At 32.0% G+C, this 18,472-nt stretch carries 20 protein-coding genes; all 20 read right to left on the reverse strand.

The features are described from left to right. Positions 1-62: 62 nt before the first annotated feature. The 20 genes from AB9K26_RS07115 to AB9K26_RS07210 all read right to left on the reverse strand — a co-directional run bounded on the left by AB9K26_RS07115 (position 63) and on the right by AB9K26_RS07210 (position 18,157). Positions 63-1,103 carry a T9SS type A sorting domain-containing protein gene (locus tag AB9K26_RS07115; RefSeq protein WP_369971851.1) on the reverse strand — a complete coding sequence of 347 codons (1,041 nt, stop codon included), beginning with the start codon at positions 1,101-1,103 and terminating at the stop codon, positions 63-65. A gap of 32 nt (positions 1,104-1,135) precedes the next feature. Beyond that, positions 1,136-1,729 carry a hypothetical protein gene (locus AB9K26_RS07120; RefSeq protein ID WP_369971852.1) on the reverse strand — a complete coding sequence of 198 codons (594 nt, stop codon included), beginning with the start codon at positions 1,727-1,729 and terminating at the stop codon, positions 1,136-1,138. A 131-nt stretch (positions 1,730-1,860) separates the two neighbouring features. Then, the gene (locus AB9K26_RS07125; protein WP_369971853.1) at positions 1,861-2,595 is read right to left on the reverse strand and encodes a DUF6090 family protein; all 735 of its coding nucleotides are present in this window, start codon (positions 2,593-2,595) and stop codon (positions 1,861-1,863) included. Between the two features lie 166 nt (positions 2,596-2,761). After that, positions 2,762-4,408 carry a serine hydrolase domain-containing protein gene (locus AB9K26_RS07130; RefSeq protein WP_369971854.1) on the reverse strand — a complete coding sequence of 549 codons (1,647 nt, stop codon included), beginning with the start codon at positions 4,406-4,408 and terminating at the stop codon, positions 2,762-2,764. Positions 4,409-4,641: 233 nt separating this feature from the next. Continuing rightward, positions 4,642-5,220 (reverse strand): hypothetical protein, encoded by a 579-nt coding sequence (locus AB9K26_RS07135; RefSeq protein ID WP_369971855.1) that lies wholly within the window; start codon positions 5,218-5,220, stop codon positions 4,642-4,644. A gap of 295 nt (positions 5,221-5,515) precedes the next feature. After that, positions 5,516-6,241, reverse strand: a complete 726-nt coding sequence (locus AB9K26_RS07140) for a hypothetical protein (protein WP_369971856.1) — start codon at positions 6,239-6,241, stop codon at positions 5,516-5,518. A gap of 430 nt (positions 6,242-6,671) precedes the next feature. Further along, entirely contained in the window at positions 6,672-7,577 is a 906-nt protein-coding gene (locus AB9K26_RS07145; RefSeq protein ID WP_369971857.1) for a hypothetical protein, read from the reverse strand. Between the two features lie 302 nt (positions 7,578-7,879). After that, positions 7,880-8,683, reverse strand: a complete 804-nt coding sequence (locus AB9K26_RS07150; RefSeq protein ID WP_369971858.1) for an alpha/beta fold hydrolase — start codon at positions 8,681-8,683, stop codon at positions 7,880-7,882. Between the two features lie 250 nt (positions 8,684-8,933). Then, positions 8,934-9,677, reverse strand: coding sequence for a DUF6090 family protein (locus tag AB9K26_RS07155; RefSeq protein WP_369971859.1), 744 nt, complete (start codon positions 9,675-9,677; stop codon positions 8,934-8,936). A gap of 201 nt (positions 9,678-9,878) precedes the next feature. Further along, positions 9,879-10,760, reverse strand: coding sequence for a hypothetical protein (locus AB9K26_RS07160; protein WP_369971860.1), 882 nt, complete (start codon positions 10,758-10,760; stop codon positions 9,879-9,881). 255 nt (positions 10,761-11,015) lie between these two features. Then, positions 11,016-11,372, reverse strand: coding sequence for a hypothetical protein (locus AB9K26_RS07165; RefSeq protein ID WP_369971861.1), 357 nt, complete (start codon positions 11,370-11,372; stop codon positions 11,016-11,018). Between the two features lie 239 nt (positions 11,373-11,611). After that, positions 11,612-12,370 carry a DUF6090 family protein gene (locus tag AB9K26_RS07170; protein ID WP_369971862.1) on the reverse strand — a complete coding sequence of 253 codons (759 nt, stop codon included), beginning with the start codon at positions 12,368-12,370 and terminating at the stop codon, positions 11,612-11,614. 156 nt (positions 12,371-12,526) lie between these two features. Beyond that, positions 12,527-13,186, reverse strand: coding sequence for a hypothetical protein (locus AB9K26_RS07175; protein ID WP_369971863.1), 660 nt, complete (start codon positions 13,184-13,186; stop codon positions 12,527-12,529). Between the two features lie 235 nt (positions 13,187-13,421). Beyond that, positions 13,422-14,174 (reverse strand): hypothetical protein, encoded by a 753-nt coding sequence (locus AB9K26_RS07180; protein WP_369971864.1) that lies wholly within the window; start codon positions 14,172-14,174, stop codon positions 13,422-13,424. 164 nt (positions 14,175-14,338) lie between these two features. Then, entirely contained in the window at positions 14,339-15,280 is a 942-nt protein-coding gene (locus tag AB9K26_RS07185) for a hypothetical protein (RefSeq protein ID WP_369971865.1), read from the reverse strand. Positions 15,281-15,495: 215 nt separating this feature from the next. Continuing rightward, a complete protein-coding gene (locus tag AB9K26_RS07190; RefSeq protein ID WP_369971866.1) occupies positions 15,496-16,038 on the reverse strand; it encodes a hypothetical protein in 543 nt (180 codons plus the stop codon). A gap of 151 nt (positions 16,039-16,189) precedes the next feature. Further along, positions 16,190-16,915, reverse strand: a complete 726-nt coding sequence (locus tag AB9K26_RS07195) for a DUF6090 family protein (protein WP_369971867.1) — start codon at positions 16,913-16,915, stop codon at positions 16,190-16,192. A 175-nt stretch (positions 16,916-17,090) separates the two neighbouring features. Beyond that, on the reverse strand, positions 17,091-17,447 hold the full coding sequence (locus AB9K26_RS07200; protein ID WP_369971868.1) for a hypothetical protein: 357 nt from the start codon (positions 17,445-17,447) through the stop codon (positions 17,091-17,093). A 166-nt stretch (positions 17,448-17,613) separates the two neighbouring features. After that, positions 17,614-17,913 carry a type II toxin-antitoxin system RelE/ParE family toxin gene (locus AB9K26_RS07205; RefSeq protein WP_369971869.1) on the reverse strand — a complete coding sequence of 100 codons (300 nt, stop codon included), beginning with the start codon at positions 17,911-17,913 and terminating at the stop codon, positions 17,614-17,616. Next, a complete protein-coding gene (locus tag AB9K26_RS07210; protein WP_369971870.1) occupies positions 17,906-18,157 on the reverse strand; it encodes a type II toxin-antitoxin system ParD family antitoxin in 252 nt (83 codons plus the stop codon). The genes AB9K26_RS07205 and AB9K26_RS07210 overlap by 8 nt, the downstream gene beginning before the upstream one ends. Positions 18,158-18,472: the final 315 nt, after the last annotated feature.

The raw sequence follows: 18,472 nt of genomic DNA on the forward strand, positions 1-18,472 counted from the left end.
CTGGCGAAAATTCCGTTGGAAAATTTGGTAGTATGAACTGTACATGTTGTTGGCTACAGTATTCATTTCACCAAAATCTTTTTTATAATACTACTTTTTCGTTCAGAGAATTTTATAAAATATAAGCCAGGGTTTAAATTGAATTCACCCATATTAACCGTGTCAGAACCTCTTACATTTTTATGAAATAATATTTTGCCATTCAAATCCATGATTTGTATTTCTTCTACTGGGAACTTTTCATCTATTTTAATCACTGATGTCTCTACAATTGGATTAGGAACTATAGATATCAAATCCTTTGGGTTTTGATAATCTGTTATAGATAATTCAGGCTCATCACAAATCAATTCTACCAAGTTTAAAGCTTCTGGGAAGTCATGCAGATATGGCATCATAAGATCATCATTTGATTTGACATATAATGTTTTCCTATTATCGGTTTGAGATGCAGGAAAAGCTACATAAGCCTCAGAGATTGAATTTTCCAAAAACATCAAATCCGAATTAGAAGGGTTGCTAGAGGTTTGAATATGATTAATAAAATCTGTTTTATCAAAATCTAAAGAAGGCCAATCATCAATGACTAAACGGACATAATAATGATAAAATCCATCTGACCATAAGCAATCACAGTAAATCACTGCCTGATTTATAGAAGCATCTAAGGAAATTAGAAATGAATCTAAGGTATGATCTGAGGCAACTATACGCAATAATTTGTTAGCTGGGTCAGAATCTAAGAAAGGTAGAGATCGGTATACTTCAACCAAATTTTCCTGAAGAAAATTAATATCTGAAACAGAAATACTACTATTGATTTCTAAATAAGTAATGAAATCTTGCTTGTCAAAATCGATTGGAACATCGTCTTCTAACCTAACGAAATAATGATAGTTCCCGTCAGAAAGCGTACAGGATTCATCTTGAGTATTTCCTTTAAAAGAAACAAAAAGTAATAATATGATTATTGCATTCTTCATCATTGTAGCAAAACTTGTTCGTGTAAGGCTATTGTGTGATTCGTTTAGTAAGATAGCAAAAAACGGGATAGGAGTAGCTTGGAATTCACCAGAATTCCACGAGGGTTCTTTTACAGACAATTAGTTATGGAAGTTTTTGTGCTTTCGTTTATTTATTCTGGTTTTGAATATTCGATTAATTCCTCCACGTAGTGAAAATCACCTTGATCTTGAGTAAGTTTTATGAAATTTTTTACAGCAGGCGCATATAACCATACTTCTGTTTCATTTGCATTATATCCTCTGGAATTCGTCGTTTTTCCAGTGTATTTAATCGTATAGGCCATAAATGTTCCCGCTTCTACTGTTTCTTCTTGGTATGATAGTACTTCAGCATTCTGACTTTGGTTTCCAGTAGTTCCGTCTTGACTTGTCCAACTGTTTTCATATTTCCATTTTTTGCCTACTTCAAGAGGCCAGTCGTACTTTGGTGTTTCACTTACTTCTGGTTTAACGATTTCGGTTACAGGAATAGTGTCTTTACCAATAGTCATACCTAGGGCTCCGTCAAAACTTACTATTTCTCTTGTATCTGTCCCATCAGAGCGTACTTCTCCTTCAGTAGTCACTCCTTTGTATTTCCAGACCCATTTTTCACCAAGTTGATAATCAGTTAGAGTAGGCTGGTTGGTTGTATTGGATTTAGTTGAGTTGTTACAGGCACTAAATAATACTAATGCAAGTAATAATAGAATTTGATTTTTCATTTATATTGTTTAGAACAATAGGACGTGAAAGCTTCAAATTTGTTACAATTAATAAAGGTAAATGCCAAGTATAGACACGAGCATATAGTGCGAACTGTGCGTTTGCAAATTAAATACGTCTGAAGTTAGCTTTAGTTATTCTTTTCCAAAGATTGGTATTCAATATCTATTAGCTCGATTAATTCTGTTATGCTCTTTTTTAATAAAACGGATTGCCTTGTATAATAATTAAGTTGTCTCGATGAAATATAAATATCAGCTAATATTCGTTTGTCTGTAATTGTAATTGGTGAGCCAAAATCACCATATTTTATTTCATAGGCATATTTATTTCTTAACTCTGTAGAACGATCCAACACATCTTCACCAATAGCTATGATATTTTGGACTTCCAATTCATAGATATTTTGAATATTATTAAATAGCTCACGATTGCTTATTATATTTGATTTTCCTTCAGATATCATTGAATTATAAGTTCCGATTTTTGGTCGAAATTTTCTGTCTGTAAAGAAAATATATTCTAATTCAGATACTCCTTCCACTTTAGGAAGCTCACCAATTATTTCCTCGAATATAAAGTCAATGGTTGTGTCTTGAGACATTAATTGAGCAATTCGCCATTTATGATCATTAATTATTTGAGACAAGAATAATGTATCTTGCATTAAATCACTTTTTATTTCCTTTAGATAGACTTTCTCTGCATCTCTTGTTTTTTTTAATTCATTCGAATTATTGATATTTAGCGCAATTAAAATTCCAATAACCACGAGTATAATTTCTCCAATAGCATAAAGAAGGTAATTAATGACCTTTTTATCTTTAATCATATTCTGTCTTATTTTTCTAAAGATTTTTGCCATTGGTTAATGTTTAATTTAAATGAAGCACAACGTGTTCGTATATGGCTAGTTGTGTGATTTGTTTAGTAAGATAGCAAAAAAACGGAATAGGAGTAGAGTGGAATTCGCTAGAATTCTGCGAGAGTTCTTTAACGCACTATTTTATACACTTTGTTAGACTTAGTAATTATACTTTTTTAAATACAATTCCCATAATTTTCAAACCAGTTATTTTCTTATAGTCATCTCTTATGAAGATCATTAGGTCTGATGAATAGTCAAAAGCATCTTTGTAGAGTGGTTTTATTTTGTTTTTCCAAGCACCATTTCTGCTAAAAACAAAAAGTTTACCGTCTATTAGTTTTATTTTTTTACTGATTTGAAAATCTGCATTAAAGTATTGTCCTTCAAATTCTTTTAATTGCTTTTCGTTGTAAATAGTGGGATTGTATTCTTTAAATAGCCAAGGTAATTCGTTTTCGGAATCATAGTATTTATAACTTTTTCTATCAAATTTTAAGTCAAATACAACTAGTTTATCATTAAACATAAATTGATGATTTCCAATAGGTTTTAATCTTGTTATTTCTTCTCCATCAGTCGTAAGCACAGTAAGATCTTCGTTATTAAGTTGTATTGTGTTTGTTTTGATAGTCTCGACATCGCTACCAGTAAAAAGATAGCTTCCTTCATACAATTTTAACTCTTTTTTTGAAAGCTTTACTTTTTTCTTTCTATCGTTATTTTTCGTTTTATTATTGAAATTATTGTTCGGAATGTATAAGTCAACTAACTGAAAAAACTGTTCTTCAAAATCTGAATCAAAGGTATTTTGTGTAGTGAAAAACATCATATCTAATTCTGGAAAATAAAGATACTTGGATACAAAGCCGCCTAATATCATTCCGTCAAAACCAAATGCTTGATAGTTATTATAAGTTTCAAACTCTACGCCTAAACCATAATCGATAATATTACCATTATTTAACTTGGCTTTGGTATGCATTTTTTTATATAATTCTGAATGTTCATTTTTTACTTTCTGTAAACCTAGATGCCACTTAAACATATCTTTTGGGGTGGTAAGTACTTGTCCGTCTCCATCATAAATAAAGGCGTGTAAATGTGTTTTATAGAAATCGCCTTCATCTTCTATATATCCTATTGCCCTATTTTTAATTATAGTATAAGTGCTTGTTTTCTTTATAGTATTTTCCATTCCAAATGGTTCGAAAACATCTTCTTGCATAAAATCCGCAAATGATTTCCCAGAAACTTTCGATATGATATCAGCAAGTAAAATATAGTTTGAATTGGTGTATTGAAAGTACTCTCCCGGTTTAAAATTTAATGATTTCGTTTTTGTAATGAAATTCATCATTTGGGATTGAGTAAGTAAATCATTTCTGCCTAAATCCGCAATTCCCGCAATGCCGTCGACTTCTTTAATACCACTTGTTTGATTCAATAATTGCTCAATGGTTGGGTTTCCCTTTTGGTAACGAGGTAGATTTTTGATGTATTTATAGGCAGGTTCTTTAATGGATAATTTACCTTGTTCTTCTAGTAATAGTATTGCGTAAGCAGTAAATTGTTTAGCAATTGAACCAATATCGAAAACTGTTTTATTTGTTATTGGTATGTCATAATCCAAATTAGAAATTCCATATTGTTTTTCTATCAAAATTTCTTCGCCTTTAGAGATTATAATAGAGTAACCAGGTATGCTATCTTCTACTTTATATATTTTGTCTATTTGAGCATCTAAATTTTGGCAAAATCCAAATGTTGGTATCATTGTAAGCAAAATAAGTAGAGTTCGTGTTATGTTCATTTAATTTCTTTAATTGTAAAGACTGAGTAAATTTTCGGTTGTTACAGTTGGTGTTTTTATTATGGCTAACGTGTTCGTGTAAGGTTTGCTAACGCCAGTTCGCTTCGCTCGTGTGTTGCGGAATTTTAGCCGAGCGGTCGTGATTTTTCAGTTTAATTGTTTGAATTAAAAGTAAGAAAATTCTTCTACTTAGCCAACAGTAGAAATACACTATACACGTTGTTAGCAAATGTTTAAGGTGTACTTGTAAAATCTACTGGTCCACTATAATTGCCAACTACAACTGTTCCATCTGTACCAGTGAATGTATACTCGATATCGATTTCTGTTGTAGTATAGAACCCATCCATGTCTAATACGTTGGTTATTGAGTTTATAGTTACTGTTCCTGTATTATCTGTATTTTCAGAATAAACTAGTATGTCAAAACCAGGACCACTATTGTCTCTAAACTCAATAATTTTTTCACTAACAGTTCGTGGAGTACCAGGTGAGTTGAAGGTGTTACTGTTATCTGTAGGATAAGTACCTGTTACTAATTCTAAACTTGTACTAGTTCCATCTGGATATAATGCAAACCTTCCTAAAAAGTCCAAATCAAAATTAGAAAACAATTCTATATAATATGAAGGTAAAGAGTTGCCAATCTGACTATTAACTTTAGGGATAGCAACATAATTAGTTTCGTAAAATTGTCCATTTACTACAAATCCATTATTGAAGTTGTTATTGTTGTTACTGTCAGAGTCATCACTAGAGCATGCTAATAAAATGAATGAAATTAGAATTATGTAAACTTTTTTTCTTGTCATATGTTTAAATTTTTGTTAACGTGTTCGTGTGAGGTTTGCTAACGCCAGTTCGCTTCGCTCGTGTGTTGCGGAATTTCAGCCGAGCGCTTTGCGTTTGCAAGAGCTAGTCTTTGGCTGGCGAAAATTCCGTTGGAGAAAAATAGCGAGGCTTTGCCTTGTTATTTTTCAGTGTAGTAAATATACGAAATTGCGTTCTACTCTTCCTCTTAACCAACAGCTACTATTTGCCATACACGTTGTTGTACGATGTTTTTTATTCAGTTCAAATAATATTTATGTTTTCCTTAGGTTCCACTTATTGTTTTCCACTAGGTACTACATCCATAGTTTCCACAATTTCGCCCTTAGGGTGTTCTTTAGTGTATTCATTAATTATGAGATCACTTATTTTTGAGTCCTTATCTAAGTTATAAACGATGTCTAACTCAAATACATGATTGGTGTCTCTGATGTCAACTAATTGAATAGTAAAATGATTAATTTTACGCCATTCAGGTATTATATTTAATGAAGCAGTCCATCGTAAATTTTGTAAATTATCAAGGTTCGGTTGTAACTTATTTTTAAAAGTATCCCATTTACTATCATTAACGTAATTCTGGATATTAGTAATTGAGTCTGCTTGCATAAGGTCTCTCATAAAGTCATGCAACTTAATAAATCGCTTACGTTTTAGCTTATTGTCTAAATGCTTAGTATTAAAAGCAGTAAATAAACGGTTATAATCTGAGCAGGCTTGGGATAGATATAAATTTAGATATCCATCGTATAAATGATTTTTAATGCCTTTCTCTTCCAATTTTCTCTGATGCCTTACACTTTCATTAGCTGGCTCGAGACCTTTTTCTATTGTTAACATAATTGCTTGTCTGGAATGCATGTCTTCTATAGCGATTTCACTTTGTTCAATCTGTTGGCATATAAAATTTGCTTTAGCATTCAAGTAAGTGTCTGTTCCAGATTGTGTATTTTGAGCAAATATAAATCCCGGAAGAAAAGAAAGAAGTAATAGTAGTCTCATTTGTGGGTTTTATTGATGATTTAGATTTTACTTATTTATTATTCTGGTAAAAAGATTTAAAATTTAGTTCTATTTTATTGGTTTTATCAAAATTACTTACAACGTGTTCGTGTAAGGTTTGCTAACGCCAGTTCGCTTCGCTCGTGTGTTGCGAAATTTTAGCCGAGCGCTTTGCGTTTGGGTGAGCCAGCTCGTCTGGCGAAAAATCCGCTTGGGGAAAACAGCAAGGCTCTGACCTGTAAGTTTTCCGATTAGATAAATATACAAATTGTAGGAATAATTCTTCTACTTAACCAACAGTAGAGATACACTATACACGGTGTTGTAGCCAGTTATTTTATTCGATTTATTGGAATTTCTTTTTGTAATTCTATGTTCTTGAGTTCGTTTTATCAAGTCCATTTTTCTGTAAAAGAGAGAATTACTATCATTACTTATCATCTTTTTCAATTTTTCCTGAAGCAGTTACTTTATCCGTATATAAGATATGTGTATATTCATTTTGTTTTTCAGGAAGTTTCTTATATAAAAACATATCATGAGATAAGGTAGTATTATAGATATTATCCTCTCTTTCAATGGTACTAATTTTAATTCCGGTGCCATCATTATTAAACATGGTTCCTTCACTGTACACATGATTAATGGACATAATCTTTTTGGAATCGAAATTGGCAGTATCTTTTACCAAGTATCCTCCAATTCTTACTTTGTCAAAAAGTGGGATAAAAGAATTATGTACATTTCCTGTTAGAGTAACTATTTTCGTGTTCGGATATTTATTGTGGATGTTCCGTATTTCCCTGTACATGGACGAATCTCTGGTTGAAGATGGGTAATGATTATCAATGAATTTTAAAATGATTCTTTCATTTTGATTGCTCTTGTATATTAAATTCAGCATTGATACACCATTTCTGCCATCAAAATTTTCTCTGCGAAAAAAATCCAACTCTTTTAATTGGGCAATTGACATTTCATCTGATAAGTTATTCATTTGTGAACTACGAATTTCCAAAGCTAAGACTACATTTTTTTCAGACTTAGTTATCAGATTACATAATCCATAAGCAAATTCGGCGGGCTCATTTGTTCCATGCATTTCTCCAATCATTATTATTTCATAACTTGCGATTTCATCGTATATCTTGCCGCTCAGTTTGGATAAGTTTTGAATGGGTATCGCATTCTTTTTTAAATCCTTTTGCTCTTCTGTCAATTCTACAGAATTATCAATAGAATTTAGTGTTTCATCAGATGGTGTTTGTTTGTTTGGTAAATCTTTACAAGAAGATAATCCAATCAAAATAATTAATAAGTGTAAGATATTTTTCATAAAACAAAATATTTAATTTCCACAATTGAATAACTATTTTTTTACGAATCTATAACTTGTTGCGTGAATGTTTTTTAATTGGCTACAACGAGTTTGTTTATGATTTGTTGCGGATTTTCATCCTTAAGCTTTTGCGATTGGATGTGCCAGCTTGACTGGCGAGAATTCCGTTGGAGAAAAAGCGCGAGGTTGAACACGTGCTTTTTTATCCGTTTAGATAAAGATAGTAATTTGTAGGAATATTTGTTCTGCTTAAATCACTAACCGAGCAATTGACCTTACACGTTGTTAGGCATAGTTGTTTAATCTTTGACATTATCAACCATTTCCATAATTGCGTCGATAACCAATTGAGGTTCGGAATAATGTATATAATGTCCACTTTCGGTTGTAATGATAAGCTTAGCTTGAGGAGCTCTTGTAATCCAATCATTAAATAATTCCTTTTTTATCTCTATGTCTTCTGGACTGAATGGAGGAGGAGGTGTCTGATAAGATGCAAGAATAGTAATTGGTAAATCCTTAGGTAATAATATTGTTTTCATTTCTTTTTCGGCAGCTGACAGTTCTTTAAATTCGTTTTGAATTGCAATAGGCTGGTTAGCATAAAATCCCTTCAGCCCATTACGCATCATGTCTGCTTGTTCTTTAGGTTTACTATCAAATATTCTTTCAAATAAAGATTCATGCGAAGGATCAACCATTATTAAACCAAAAACTTTTTCAGGGTAAGTATTCTGAAATTTTCTAATAATAAAACCACCTAAAGAATGCCCAACTAATATAAATGGACCTTCAATATTTTCATTTTTAAGAAGGCTATTTAATTCAGTGACAAAATTCTCTAACGTTCTTGGTTCTTCGGTTGGTGAAGATTTACCAAGTCCTATCCTATCATAGCTAACAGTTGTTGTTATTTTCGAAACACTATCTTGTATAGTTTTCCAACCTTCCAAAGTTTCCCCAAGACCAGATTCAAATAGTACTACTGGACTTCCATTTCCTTTTTTTTCAAAGTTAAAAGTTTGTTGATTTGTATCAGTTTGTGCATTGGAGACAGATGCAACGAAGCAGAAGATTCCAATTAAGAATAGTTTAGTTTTCATATGATTTCATCTTTGATTAATAATTATGCCTAACGTGTTCGTGTATGGTGTGTTGCGGATTGAGCCGAAGCTGTTTTGGCTTCGGATGAGCCACTTGTGGCGAAAAATCCGCGTTGGAAGACAAAAGCGAGAGGCTGAGCCATCGAAATGCTTCCTAAAATAAATATAGTTAATTAAAGTGAGAATTTTTCTGCTGTAAAAATTCGAAAGTATAAACTATACACGTTGTTGTGCTTTCGTTATTTATAATTTAATCATATTGAGTTTCCTTAAGAATTTTATCAATCAATTGGTCTAATTCTATAAACAGATTTTTGTTATCTACCATCCAGTATAAAAAATTGTCAGTAAGATTTTCGAATTCAATTTCTTTAAAAATTTGAAATTTATTCACCTTCAGGTTTGATTTTTCTTTCCAATTTAATGGACCATAGGCATCGATATCTTTGTAGGAATATTTTTTTGATAAGTAGGGAGAAATCTCGTTATCAGATATTGAAGTAAATCTTGTTGTTCTATCTGTCAACGCCTTCATCGTTCGTCCCCAATTATATATTAAATTAACTAATTCCTTATTTTGGAGCAAATCCAAACGTCCTGATTGTATGAGGCCAGAAATGGTATTTTCCGAGGGTCTGAATATAGGAGGGTCAAATGCAAAAAAAAGTAAACTGTCGACATTTTGCTTTTTAAGATAATCTTCGTCTTTACCCATAATCTTCATTAATTGTTTAAGGGCTGCCTCACATAATTCAGCTTCCTCAATTCTTCTTTTTAAAATCGATTTGTTTTGCAAATATTCATTATGAATGTTTTTTACAATGGTTTGTTCTTCAAGCTTCTGGATTCTTTTTTGGTTCCAATTATTGATTTGAAGCGCAATCAAAATACCAATAACCACAAGGATAATTTCTCCAATTGCATATTTTAAATACTTTCCCATTTTTCCTTCCGAAAGTAAGTTTTGTCTAATTTTTCTAAAGAATTTTATCATTTAGTAAAGGTTTGTTGTGGGATTTCAGCCGAGCGCTTTTGTGATTGGATGAGCCAGCTTGACTGGCGAAAATTCCGCTGGAAAAAAGTATAAGGCAGAGCTAACGAATTGATTCCTGAAATAAATATAGTTAAATAATGCGAGAATTTTTCCAGCGGAAAAATTCCGAGCAATTAACTTTACACGTTGTTGGCAAATCGTTTATTGATATTCTACAACTATTAGTTTAGAAACTTCTCCATCAGATATTTCTCTATATTCAGTAACATAGCCATTTGAAGTTTCTAATATTTCTGTGTATCGAATAAGGTTTCCACTAGAACTATTTTCCCAACTAGAAATTAAGTTGTTAGAAAGTCCAAGTTCTTCTATTAATGTAAAGGGATTGCTATATGTAATTGAATCAAATCCATAATTAATTAAAAAGTTGTTTTTTCTTCCATAAGTATTAGTGAATATTAAAAAAAATGGATTTTTTTCTGGATGATAATTTAAAATGTTTTCATTATCAGTACTAGTTATAAAGTTTTGGTTAGAATATGAATATTCAAATTCCGCGTTCTCGATTATAGATGTTATCATATTTTCGTTGTTATCGAAGAGCCACTCTCTTGAAGAGTTCAATGAGGCATGTGAGTCGTTAACCTCATTATATCCTCTAAATTCATTAATAATTACAGTGTTATTTTGGGTATATTCAAACTTCAATGTGAAACCACCGTTATAGCCAACTCTATATGTTTTTAATCTACCACTGGTATCATAGCTCAGTTTCGTTCTTAATAAACCATCATTTTGGCATTTAATGCTTATTAATTGACCACAAGAATTATAATTATAATCAAACCAGCAATTATTATACAATGAAACGACTCCACCTCTAGACTCAGTAATTCTATTGTTTTCTATAACGTATTCTCTTAAAAGTGAGGTTTGATTAGATCCATAAACTAAAATTCTGGTTATATTGATATTAGTGCTTAGAGGAGTTTGATTATTAATACAATTTGAGGTTTCATCATTTTCATTATCATTTGAACATGAAAAAACTATTAATAAAATGAGAATGTAGATTTTTTTCATTGATTTTTAATTAAATGTTTGCCAACGTGTTCGTGTATGGCTAGTTGTGTGATTTGTTTAGTAAGATAGCAAAAAAACGGAATAGGGATTGAGTGGAATTCGCTAGAATTCCGCAAGTGTTCTTTAACACACTATTAGCTATACACGTTGTTGGCAAATCGTTTTTTGATTACTTTTTTTTGTCAGTCATTCTAATTGTCAAGTACAATTTTATTCAGTTTTTCAGTTTTCAGTATGGCTAAGTTATTGTTAGATTTAATCATCCCTTTTTTGAAGAAAAAGATTAGGTTTTCTAATGTATGAAGAAAAAACAGTCGCCATTACAATTAAAATTGTTACTTCATAAGGTTTTCCTTTATACATATGAATAAAAACAATCAAAGTCATATAGAGAGCTAAAAGAGAAGTTCCAATTAGTATTGTTCTATTGTACAGGAATAACGCTGTTGAAACTAAAAGGAATATTCCAGTAGCAATCATAATACTGCTATTTGCTACAATTTTATCAGTTTGATTAGAATTCAGGATTTTATCCAGAGCGTTTGGGATATAGAACAAAGTGATTATTACTGAAGGTAACCATATTAATAATGTCCTTAAAATTTTATTCATTTTCATTCAGTTACTGAGTTAGGTTAAAATGTTTGCCAACGTGTTCGTGTATGGTTTGTGCGGATTGAGCCGAAGCTGTTTTTAGCTTCGGATGAGCCGCTTGCGACGAAAAATCCGCTGGAGGAAAACAGCAAGGCTTTGGCTTGTAAGTTTTCCGATTGTTTTAATGTTTTTTAAAAGTAGGAAATTTTCTTCTAGTTAACCAACATAGCATTAACCATACACGTTGTTAGCCTTAGTTATTTATTCAATTCTTTCTCTATTTTAGTAATAGCATTATTCTGACTTTCTTCTATCATTCTTGAAACTGCTAAAATATCTGCAGCACAGATTCTTCTTAGTTCCAAAGTGTTTTCAAATTCGATATTCTTGAAAATAGAGCTGTAATCATATTTAGGAAACTGTTCACGATATTTTCCGAAACTAGTCAATCTCCCACCCAAAATATCTTTCATCAAATATCCTTCATCATCAATTATTTTATGAAGTCTTTTAAATGTAACATCTTCGACTCTTCTTGAAGTCATTTTGTAAAGAGGTAATAATCCAATGGTGTTTGAAATAGCAATTTTTAGGGAATCATTTTTAATTAAATCAAACTTACCTGTACTGATTGCTAAATTATAAACGCTCTCAGAGGGATAGTATTCAGGTACATAAAGAATTCCACCCATTAATGAGTCAAGCTTTCTTCGAGGTAGCGTGTTAAGTTTTTCGCCATAATTTCCAATCAAGTAGTCTGCAGAATTATATACCCATTCATAATCTGAAATTAAGCCTTCAAGTTGACTTTGATTTAATTTAAATTCTGTTAACAGTGATCGTAATATTGTATGTCCTTCAGTATCTTGTTTTTTTTGTTCATAAATTCCGTTTACTTGAATCGCAATAAAAATTCCAATGACAACCAATAGGATTTCACCAATAGCATATCCAAGATACTTTGATAATTTGGAGTTGTTGAAGGACTTATATCTTAGTTTTCTGAAAAATCTCATAATTAAGGCTAACGTGTTCGTGTATGGCTAGTTGTGTGATTTGTTCAGTAAGATAGCAAAAAAACGGAATAGGAGTAGAGTGGAATTCGCCAGAATTCCGCGAGGGTTCTTTAACAGACTATTAGCTATACACGTTGTTGTGGCTTGTTTTTGTATTTAATGTCGATGTTGACTCTGTTCTTTAATAACCCTTGCGTAACTTTTCTCTAATAGATAATACAATCTAGTGTCTCTTTTCTTGAGTTTCGCTAACATCTCATGATAAAGCGCTATATTTTCTTCATTATATGCTGGATGAGTTTCATCAAAAATAAAATAAAACACAGCTTCAATGTCCTGATCGTTCAACTTTTTAAGCTCTTGACAAGCTGTTTCGCTGTCATTTAAGAATCGTTTATAAATCTCAAAACCAGCAACCATGTGATCCGCACCATACTCACCACCAATACAAATATTAAAGTACTTTTTGTAATAAGATTGTTTATCAAAGTAATCCATTTTGCTCAGGTAATCAACCCAAGGATGCGGAACATTGATAGGTGGTATTTTGTTCATTTCTTTGTATTCAACATGTTGTTTGTGTAGATGTATGTACATAGCATCACTCATTTCATAATGGTTATTTGGTAAAGATTCAAAGAATAGTTTTTCAAGTTCTATCTTTTCATCTCCTTCACTTTCAAGCATTTTATTAAAGAAATAAGTTATACTGTCAACATGACTTTCGGAAACACTAAATATGGAATAGTCTAATTCTTCTTGAGCATTGCAAAAATTGAAAAGAATAATAAATATTAGTGCTATTTTGACTTTCATGGAATTATTCAAAAATTTGCCACAACGTGTTCGTGTAAGGTTTGTTGCGGAATTTCAGCCGAGCGCTTTTGCATTTGGGTGAGCCAGTCTACGACTGGCGAAAATTCCGTTGGAAAAAAAGCGTGAGGCTAGGCTAACGAATTGATTCCTGAAATAAATATAGTTAAATAATGCGAGAATTTTTCCGCTGGAAAAATTTGAAGCAATTGACCTTACACGTTGTTGGCTGTAGTTATTATCCGTAAGATGCAAATTGTCCTTTATTGCCAAACATAGAAAATGAATATCCTAAAATACTTTCGTGATTATTTTTGTCAAGACCTTTTGGAATAGGATGAGGAACATTATAGCCTAAAATATGACTGTGAATTAAAAATTCAACTACTTTAAATTCAAAGAATGGATCTTCTTTTTCAATTTTGCTGTCATCTAAAACAATAAGATTAACTTTAAAACCTTTTTCTGTAGGAATATAGTTTGAAAAATATACTAATTCACCTGTCCAACTACGAACAAAAAAAAGAAAGTTTACATACTTGTAAATATCCCATTTTTCTTCCATTGCGGATGCTTTGTATACTATGCCATCTTGAATTTGTTTTCCTCTTGTATCAAAATTTAAGTCAACTTCGCACTTTGCTCCATTTTCAGGGAATTTTCCAATATATTCCTTTCCGTCACTTTCCCTTAAATTTAAAAAGTTAGTTGCAATTTTAGGGTCTTTGGTTGTTGATGTCATTTTTAGTGCATATTCTCTACAGTCAAACACTTCTAAGTTATATGGATTCTCATTGGATTTTAGCCATTTAGGTTCATATGTTTTTTCTTCCTCTTCTGGATTTCCAAAACTTATTGTATCTCCAACTTTTAAATTAGCTAAATCTGAAGCAGAAATTGTTGCTGTTTTATATGAAGTCTCACTCTTCACTTTAACGTCTTTCTTATCCTCTTTTGATTTTCCTCCGAAAAGTCTTTTTAAAATATTCATATTTATTCTTTCGTCATAATTACTGCCAACGTGTTCGTGTAAGGTTTGTTGTGTGATTCGCTTAGTAAGATAGTGAAAAAACGGAATAGGAGTAGAGTGGAATTCGCTAGAATTCCGCGAGGGTTCTTTAACGGACTATTAGCTATACACGTTGTTGTGGCTAGTTATTTTTTCGTAATTTCTCTTCCAATTCTTTCATATTCCATTTTTACGTTTTGAGGCATTCCTCTTGCTCCGATGGATTCAGGGAAATCAAATCCGTTTGGCCAAAAGTATCCTAAAATCCCAATGACCTTTTCGTCATTTTTTGCTAATTGATAATAGTTTTTAGCTACGTCACCCATTTGGTTCAAATCGATGTTACCAAATTCTCCGTGTGCCCAATTTATATAATGACTATCGAGAACGACCATTATTCTTTGATTCTGATTTGAGATTTTTGTCTTTAATATTTCCCAGTCTTGTTGAAATTCAGTGTTTGTATTTGGGTTTTTAACAAAATAACGGTCAAATCCTATCCAATCAATAGTTTCTGGAATTTGTAAGTCATTCAATGATGGATAAGCTTCAATTATCATCGTGGGAATATTTGGAAATTCTTCTTGTAGTAGTTGAGCCACGGAATCCAATTCCAAATAGCTTATTCCATTCCAAGTTGGTTCCTCTCCAATGTAAAATGCACCTGTGAAATTGGCATTTAAGATTGATTTGTTAATGGTTTTAAATTCATTCCACCTTTCTTGGTAATCAGATCTTAAATCATAATTTGATTCAGACGGACTGTTGTTATCGACTAATTCAAAGAATAATTCATTGAGGTGCAAAATGGACTTTAAATTTAAATCAGCGAAGGTTTGTGTTCTTTGAACAATGTTGTCATTTGGATTTATGACTAAAATATCTGCTATGTTGCTAAAATTATGAATTTCATCTGCATAGTTTGTTTTGGTTTCGGAATCAGTTGGGTCATCCCAAAATGTGTCAACTATTGTAAAACCAAAATATTCGATGTGTGTGTTTGTGTTTTCAAACTTAACCGATGCATCATCTTTTTTACAAGCAAATAGAATGTAGAAAATCAATATGTAAGCTAAAATGTATTTCATTTCGTATAATTAGCCACAACGTGTTCGTGTAAGGTTTGTTGCGGAATTTCAGCCGAGCGCTTTTGCGACTGGATGAGCCAGCTTTGACTGGCGAAAATTCCGTTGGAAAAAAAGCGAGAGGCTATGCTAACGAATTGATTCCTGAAATAAATATAGTTAAATAAAGCGAGAATTTTTCCGCTGGAAAAATTCCGAGCAATTAACTTTACACGTTGTTACCTGCTGGCTTTTTTTATTTCTTCTATCAGTCTGTGTTCATTCTGTCCATTCCTGCCCATTGAAACCAATGAACTTTTTTTGTCAAGGTCACATATGCTATTTACAAGTACTTTTTTGTTATCAAATAATATTGTAATCTGCTCGCCCCAACTGCCAGACAAAAATCCTGGATGTGTTTTTGCTACTATTGCTTTTGGATTAGAAAAATGAAAATCCCATTCCAATTCCTCAGCAACTTTTTCTATAATTTTATTCAATTGTATTTTGTTGAGATTGGTATTCACTTCTTTAAATTTCAATCTGCTTTTTTGTAAGTAGAAAAATATAATTCCTAATAAAGTTGGTATTATTAAGAAACAAATTTCTCCAGATTTAATTGGTTTAGGTGAATTTTCAAAATAATCTTTAAGATGCATTACGGTTAATGTAATAGGTATTACAAAACAAAAGCCCACAATTCCATAATGCTGAACAGTTTCCCAAAAACTCAATTTAAGTTCTCCATTTTTCAATCCATATTTTATTTTTTCAACTGTCATTTGAGCTTGCAGGTAACTTGTTCGTGTATGGTTAGTCGTGTGATTCGTTTAGTAAGATAGTGAAAAACGGAATAGGGATTGAGTGGAATTCGCCAGAATTCCGCGAGAGTTCTTTAACGGACAATTAGTTATACACGTTGTTGTGCTATCGTTATTTTTTTATTTCCGATTCGATTAAAACATTGATTTTTTTAAGAAATTCCAATAGTTCATATTCTTCGTCTAACCCTTCTTGCCTAACAGTAGTATTGAAATCTATCCACCAAATAAACTCAGGATTCTGAAAAGATTTTTTGTTATCTCTAGAGAGCTTGTTATAATCGACTATTTCTCGTTTTGCTGCTATCATTGGCCAATAAAATTCTCCTCTTAATTTTTCTATAACTTTAGTTGATTCGTTTGCATCGATAATAAATTCATTAATTGAAGACAGCATATATCTTATTTTTTTATTCTGTATGAGGTTGATTCTGCCTGAATTTATTACTGAATTCAAAATACCCAGTTTCGGATCATAGGTATAGTTGTAATTCATGATAATTAATTTGGATTTCAAGCTATCATTTGAGATGTTTTTAAGTTTATTGGTGTCAATTACCATAGATTTAATTTCCTCTCCTGCAACCAAAGATCTTTCATGCTCATCTATTATCATTTCTAATGTCTTAATATTAGATTTTATCTCTGTATTTAAATCAAAAAGAACTTCTTGTTCGAAATCAGAATCCATTCTTTCCTTATTCCAATTACTAACTTGCAATGCAATCAAAATTCCAATAACGACAAGAATGATTTCTCCGATTGCATATTTAAGATACTTTCCTGTTTTTCCTTCAGAGAGTAAGTTTTGTCTAATTTTTCTAAAGAATTTTATCATTTAGTAAAGGTTGGTTAAATAATGAAGCACAACGTGTTCGTGTATGGCTAGTTGTGTGATTTGTTTAGTAAGATAGCAAAAAAACGGAATAGGGATTGAGTGGAATTCGTTAGAATTCCGCGAGAGTTCTTTAACGGACAATTAGTTATACACGTTGTTGTGTACTGTTAAATAATTAATTAAAGAAGTAAATAAATCCGACAAATAGGTTAATTAAAACTCCTATTATTCCTAATTTGAATTTTAGGTTTGGCTTTCTATCTATAAAGATTAGATAAGTGCTTAGAACCAATAATCCACAAGTGGTCGGACCAATAATGTAATCAAATCCACCAAATCCAATATCATCTTTAATATCAGATTTTAATGCGATAAATATCGATATCAAAATCGATATGAGAATTGCAAAGGACATTAATCCAGTTACAGAAGTGTAAGCTTTTTTATTGTTGTCTTCAGATAATTGTGATTTGGCTGAATAAATAGCAAAAAGAAGAAATGTCAGTAATATTCCAATAAAAATGTAAGACAATATTTTTCTAATTTAATTGTACACAACGTGTTCGTGTATGGATTGCGCGGAATTTCAGCCGAGCGGTCGTGTTTTTTCGGTTTATTGTTTAGCTTAAAAGTAAGAAAATTTCCTCTACTTAGACACAAGCAGCAATGAACTTTACACGGTGTTGTGGTGTCGTAAGTTATTCGGTTATTCTATTTTTCAAATCCATTCTGCCATGAAGTATTCTAGTGATCTCGATCGGTTCATTGATTTGAACTCGATAGAAAATGATATGTCTATTGGCTTTGTAACCGAACAAATCCTTAGCAATTCCGTCATATTTCTTTCCGATTGTTGGATCGTTGGCTATCTCCTGACAAAATTTCCTAAGTTGTGAATAGTATCTATCGGCTTGTTGTTCTGACCATTTGTAAACGGTGTAATTCCAAATATCGTTCAAGTCCTCGACAGCTTTTTCAGTCAGGTTGAATTTAGCCATTGGTTTGTCTTTTGGCCTTCAATTCAGCTAAGTTCTTCTCCCAATCGAAATCGTGAGCGATTCCACTGTCAACTCCTTCCTTGATAGCATTTTTGAGGGCAATGACTTTGCTTTCTTCGTTCTCCAATAGACGTAAGGCAGCACGAATGACCTCACTGACGTTTTTATATCGTCCAGCAGATATTTGAGACTGCACGAATTGTTCAAAATAGTTACCGAGTGATATGGATGTGTTTTTGCTCATAGGAAATTCCTTTTTTCAAAAATACCAAAAATTGGTAAAAAATCCAATTCGAAATTTTCTGTCAGAAAAATTCCTCTTCTTATGCACCACAACGTGTTCGTGTATGGTTTGTGCGGAATTTCAGCCGAGCGCTTTGAGTTTGGATAAGCCAGTCTTCGGCTGGCGAAAATTCCGTTTGGGAAAAAGCGCGACAGCTGAGCGGTCGTGGTTTTTCAGTTTAGTTGTTTAGCTTAAAAGTAAGAAAAAATCTTCTGCTTAGCCAACTGTACGCATTAACTATACACGGTGTTGTGTGCAGTTTTTAATTATTACCTT

The organism is Psychroserpens sp. XS_ASV72, from assembly GCF_041224425.1.
In the GTDB taxonomy this organism is placed as follows: Bacteria; Bacteroidota; Bacteroidia; order Flavobacteriales; family Flavobacteriaceae; genus Psychroserpens.

What these genes read in the sequence shown, in the direction of transcription:
- AB9K26_RS07120 (WP_369971852.1), bottom strand. Translation starts at nt 1,729, where the DNA reads ATGAAAAATCAAATTCTATTATTACTTGCATTAGTATTATTTAGTGCC.
- AB9K26_RS07125 (WP_369971853.1), bottom strand. Translation starts at nt 2,595, where the DNA reads ATGGCAAAAATCTTTAGAAAAATAAGACAGAATATGATTAAAGATAAA.
- AB9K26_RS07130 (WP_369971854.1), bottom strand. Translation starts at nt 4,408, where the DNA reads ATGAACATAACACGAACTCTACTTATTTTGCTTACAATGATACCAACA.
- AB9K26_RS07135 (WP_369971855.1), bottom strand. Translation starts at nt 5,220, where the DNA reads ATGACAAGAAAAAAAGTTTACATAATTCTAATTTCATTCATTTTATTA.
- AB9K26_RS07140 (WP_369971856.1), bottom strand. Translation starts at nt 6,241, where the DNA reads ATGAGACTACTATTACTTCTTTCTTTTCTTCCGGGATTTATATTTGCT.
- AB9K26_RS07145 (WP_369971857.1), bottom strand. Translation starts at nt 7,577, where the DNA reads ATGAAAAATATCTTACACTTATTAATTATTTTGATTGGATTATCTTCT.
- AB9K26_RS07150 (WP_369971858.1), bottom strand. Translation starts at nt 8,683, where the DNA reads ATGAAAACTAAACTATTCTTAATTGGAATCTTCTGCTTCGTTGCATCT.
- AB9K26_RS07155 (WP_369971859.1), bottom strand. Translation starts at nt 9,677, where the DNA reads ATGATAAAATTCTTTAGAAAAATTAGACAAAACTTACTTTCGGAAGGA.
- AB9K26_RS07160 (WP_369971860.1), bottom strand. Translation starts at nt 10,760, where the DNA reads ATGAAAAAAATCTACATTCTCATTTTATTAATAGTTTTTTCATGTTCA.
- AB9K26_RS07165 (WP_369971861.1), bottom strand. Translation starts at nt 11,372, where the DNA reads ATGAATAAAATTTTAAGGACATTATTAATATGGTTACCTTCAGTAATA.
- AB9K26_RS07170 (WP_369971862.1), bottom strand. Translation starts at nt 12,370, where the DNA reads ATGAGATTTTTCAGAAAACTAAGATATAAGTCCTTCAACAACTCCAAA.
- AB9K26_RS07175 (WP_369971863.1), bottom strand. Translation starts at nt 13,186, where the DNA reads ATGAAAGTCAAAATAGCACTAATATTTATTATTCTTTTCAATTTTTGC.
- AB9K26_RS07180 (WP_369971864.1), bottom strand. Translation starts at nt 14,174, where the DNA reads ATGAATATTTTAAAAAGACTTTTCGGAGGAAAATCAAAAGAGGATAAG.
- AB9K26_RS07185 (WP_369971865.1), bottom strand. Translation starts at nt 15,280, where the DNA reads ATGAAATACATTTTAGCTTACATATTGATTTTCTACATTCTATTTGCT.
- AB9K26_RS07190 (WP_369971866.1), bottom strand. Translation starts at nt 16,038, where the DNA reads ATGACAGTTGAAAAAATAAAATATGGATTGAAAAATGGAGAACTTAAA.
- AB9K26_RS07195 (WP_369971867.1), bottom strand. Translation starts at nt 16,915, where the DNA reads ATGATAAAATTCTTTAGAAAAATTAGACAAAACTTACTCTCTGAAGGA.
- AB9K26_RS07205 (WP_369971869.1), bottom strand. Translation starts at nt 17,913, where the DNA reads ATGGCTAAATTCAACCTGACTGAAAAAGCTGTCGAGGACTTGAACGAT.
- AB9K26_RS07210 (WP_369971870.1), bottom strand. Translation starts at nt 18,157, where the DNA reads ATGAGCAAAAACACATCCATATCACTCGGTAACTATTTTGAACAATTC.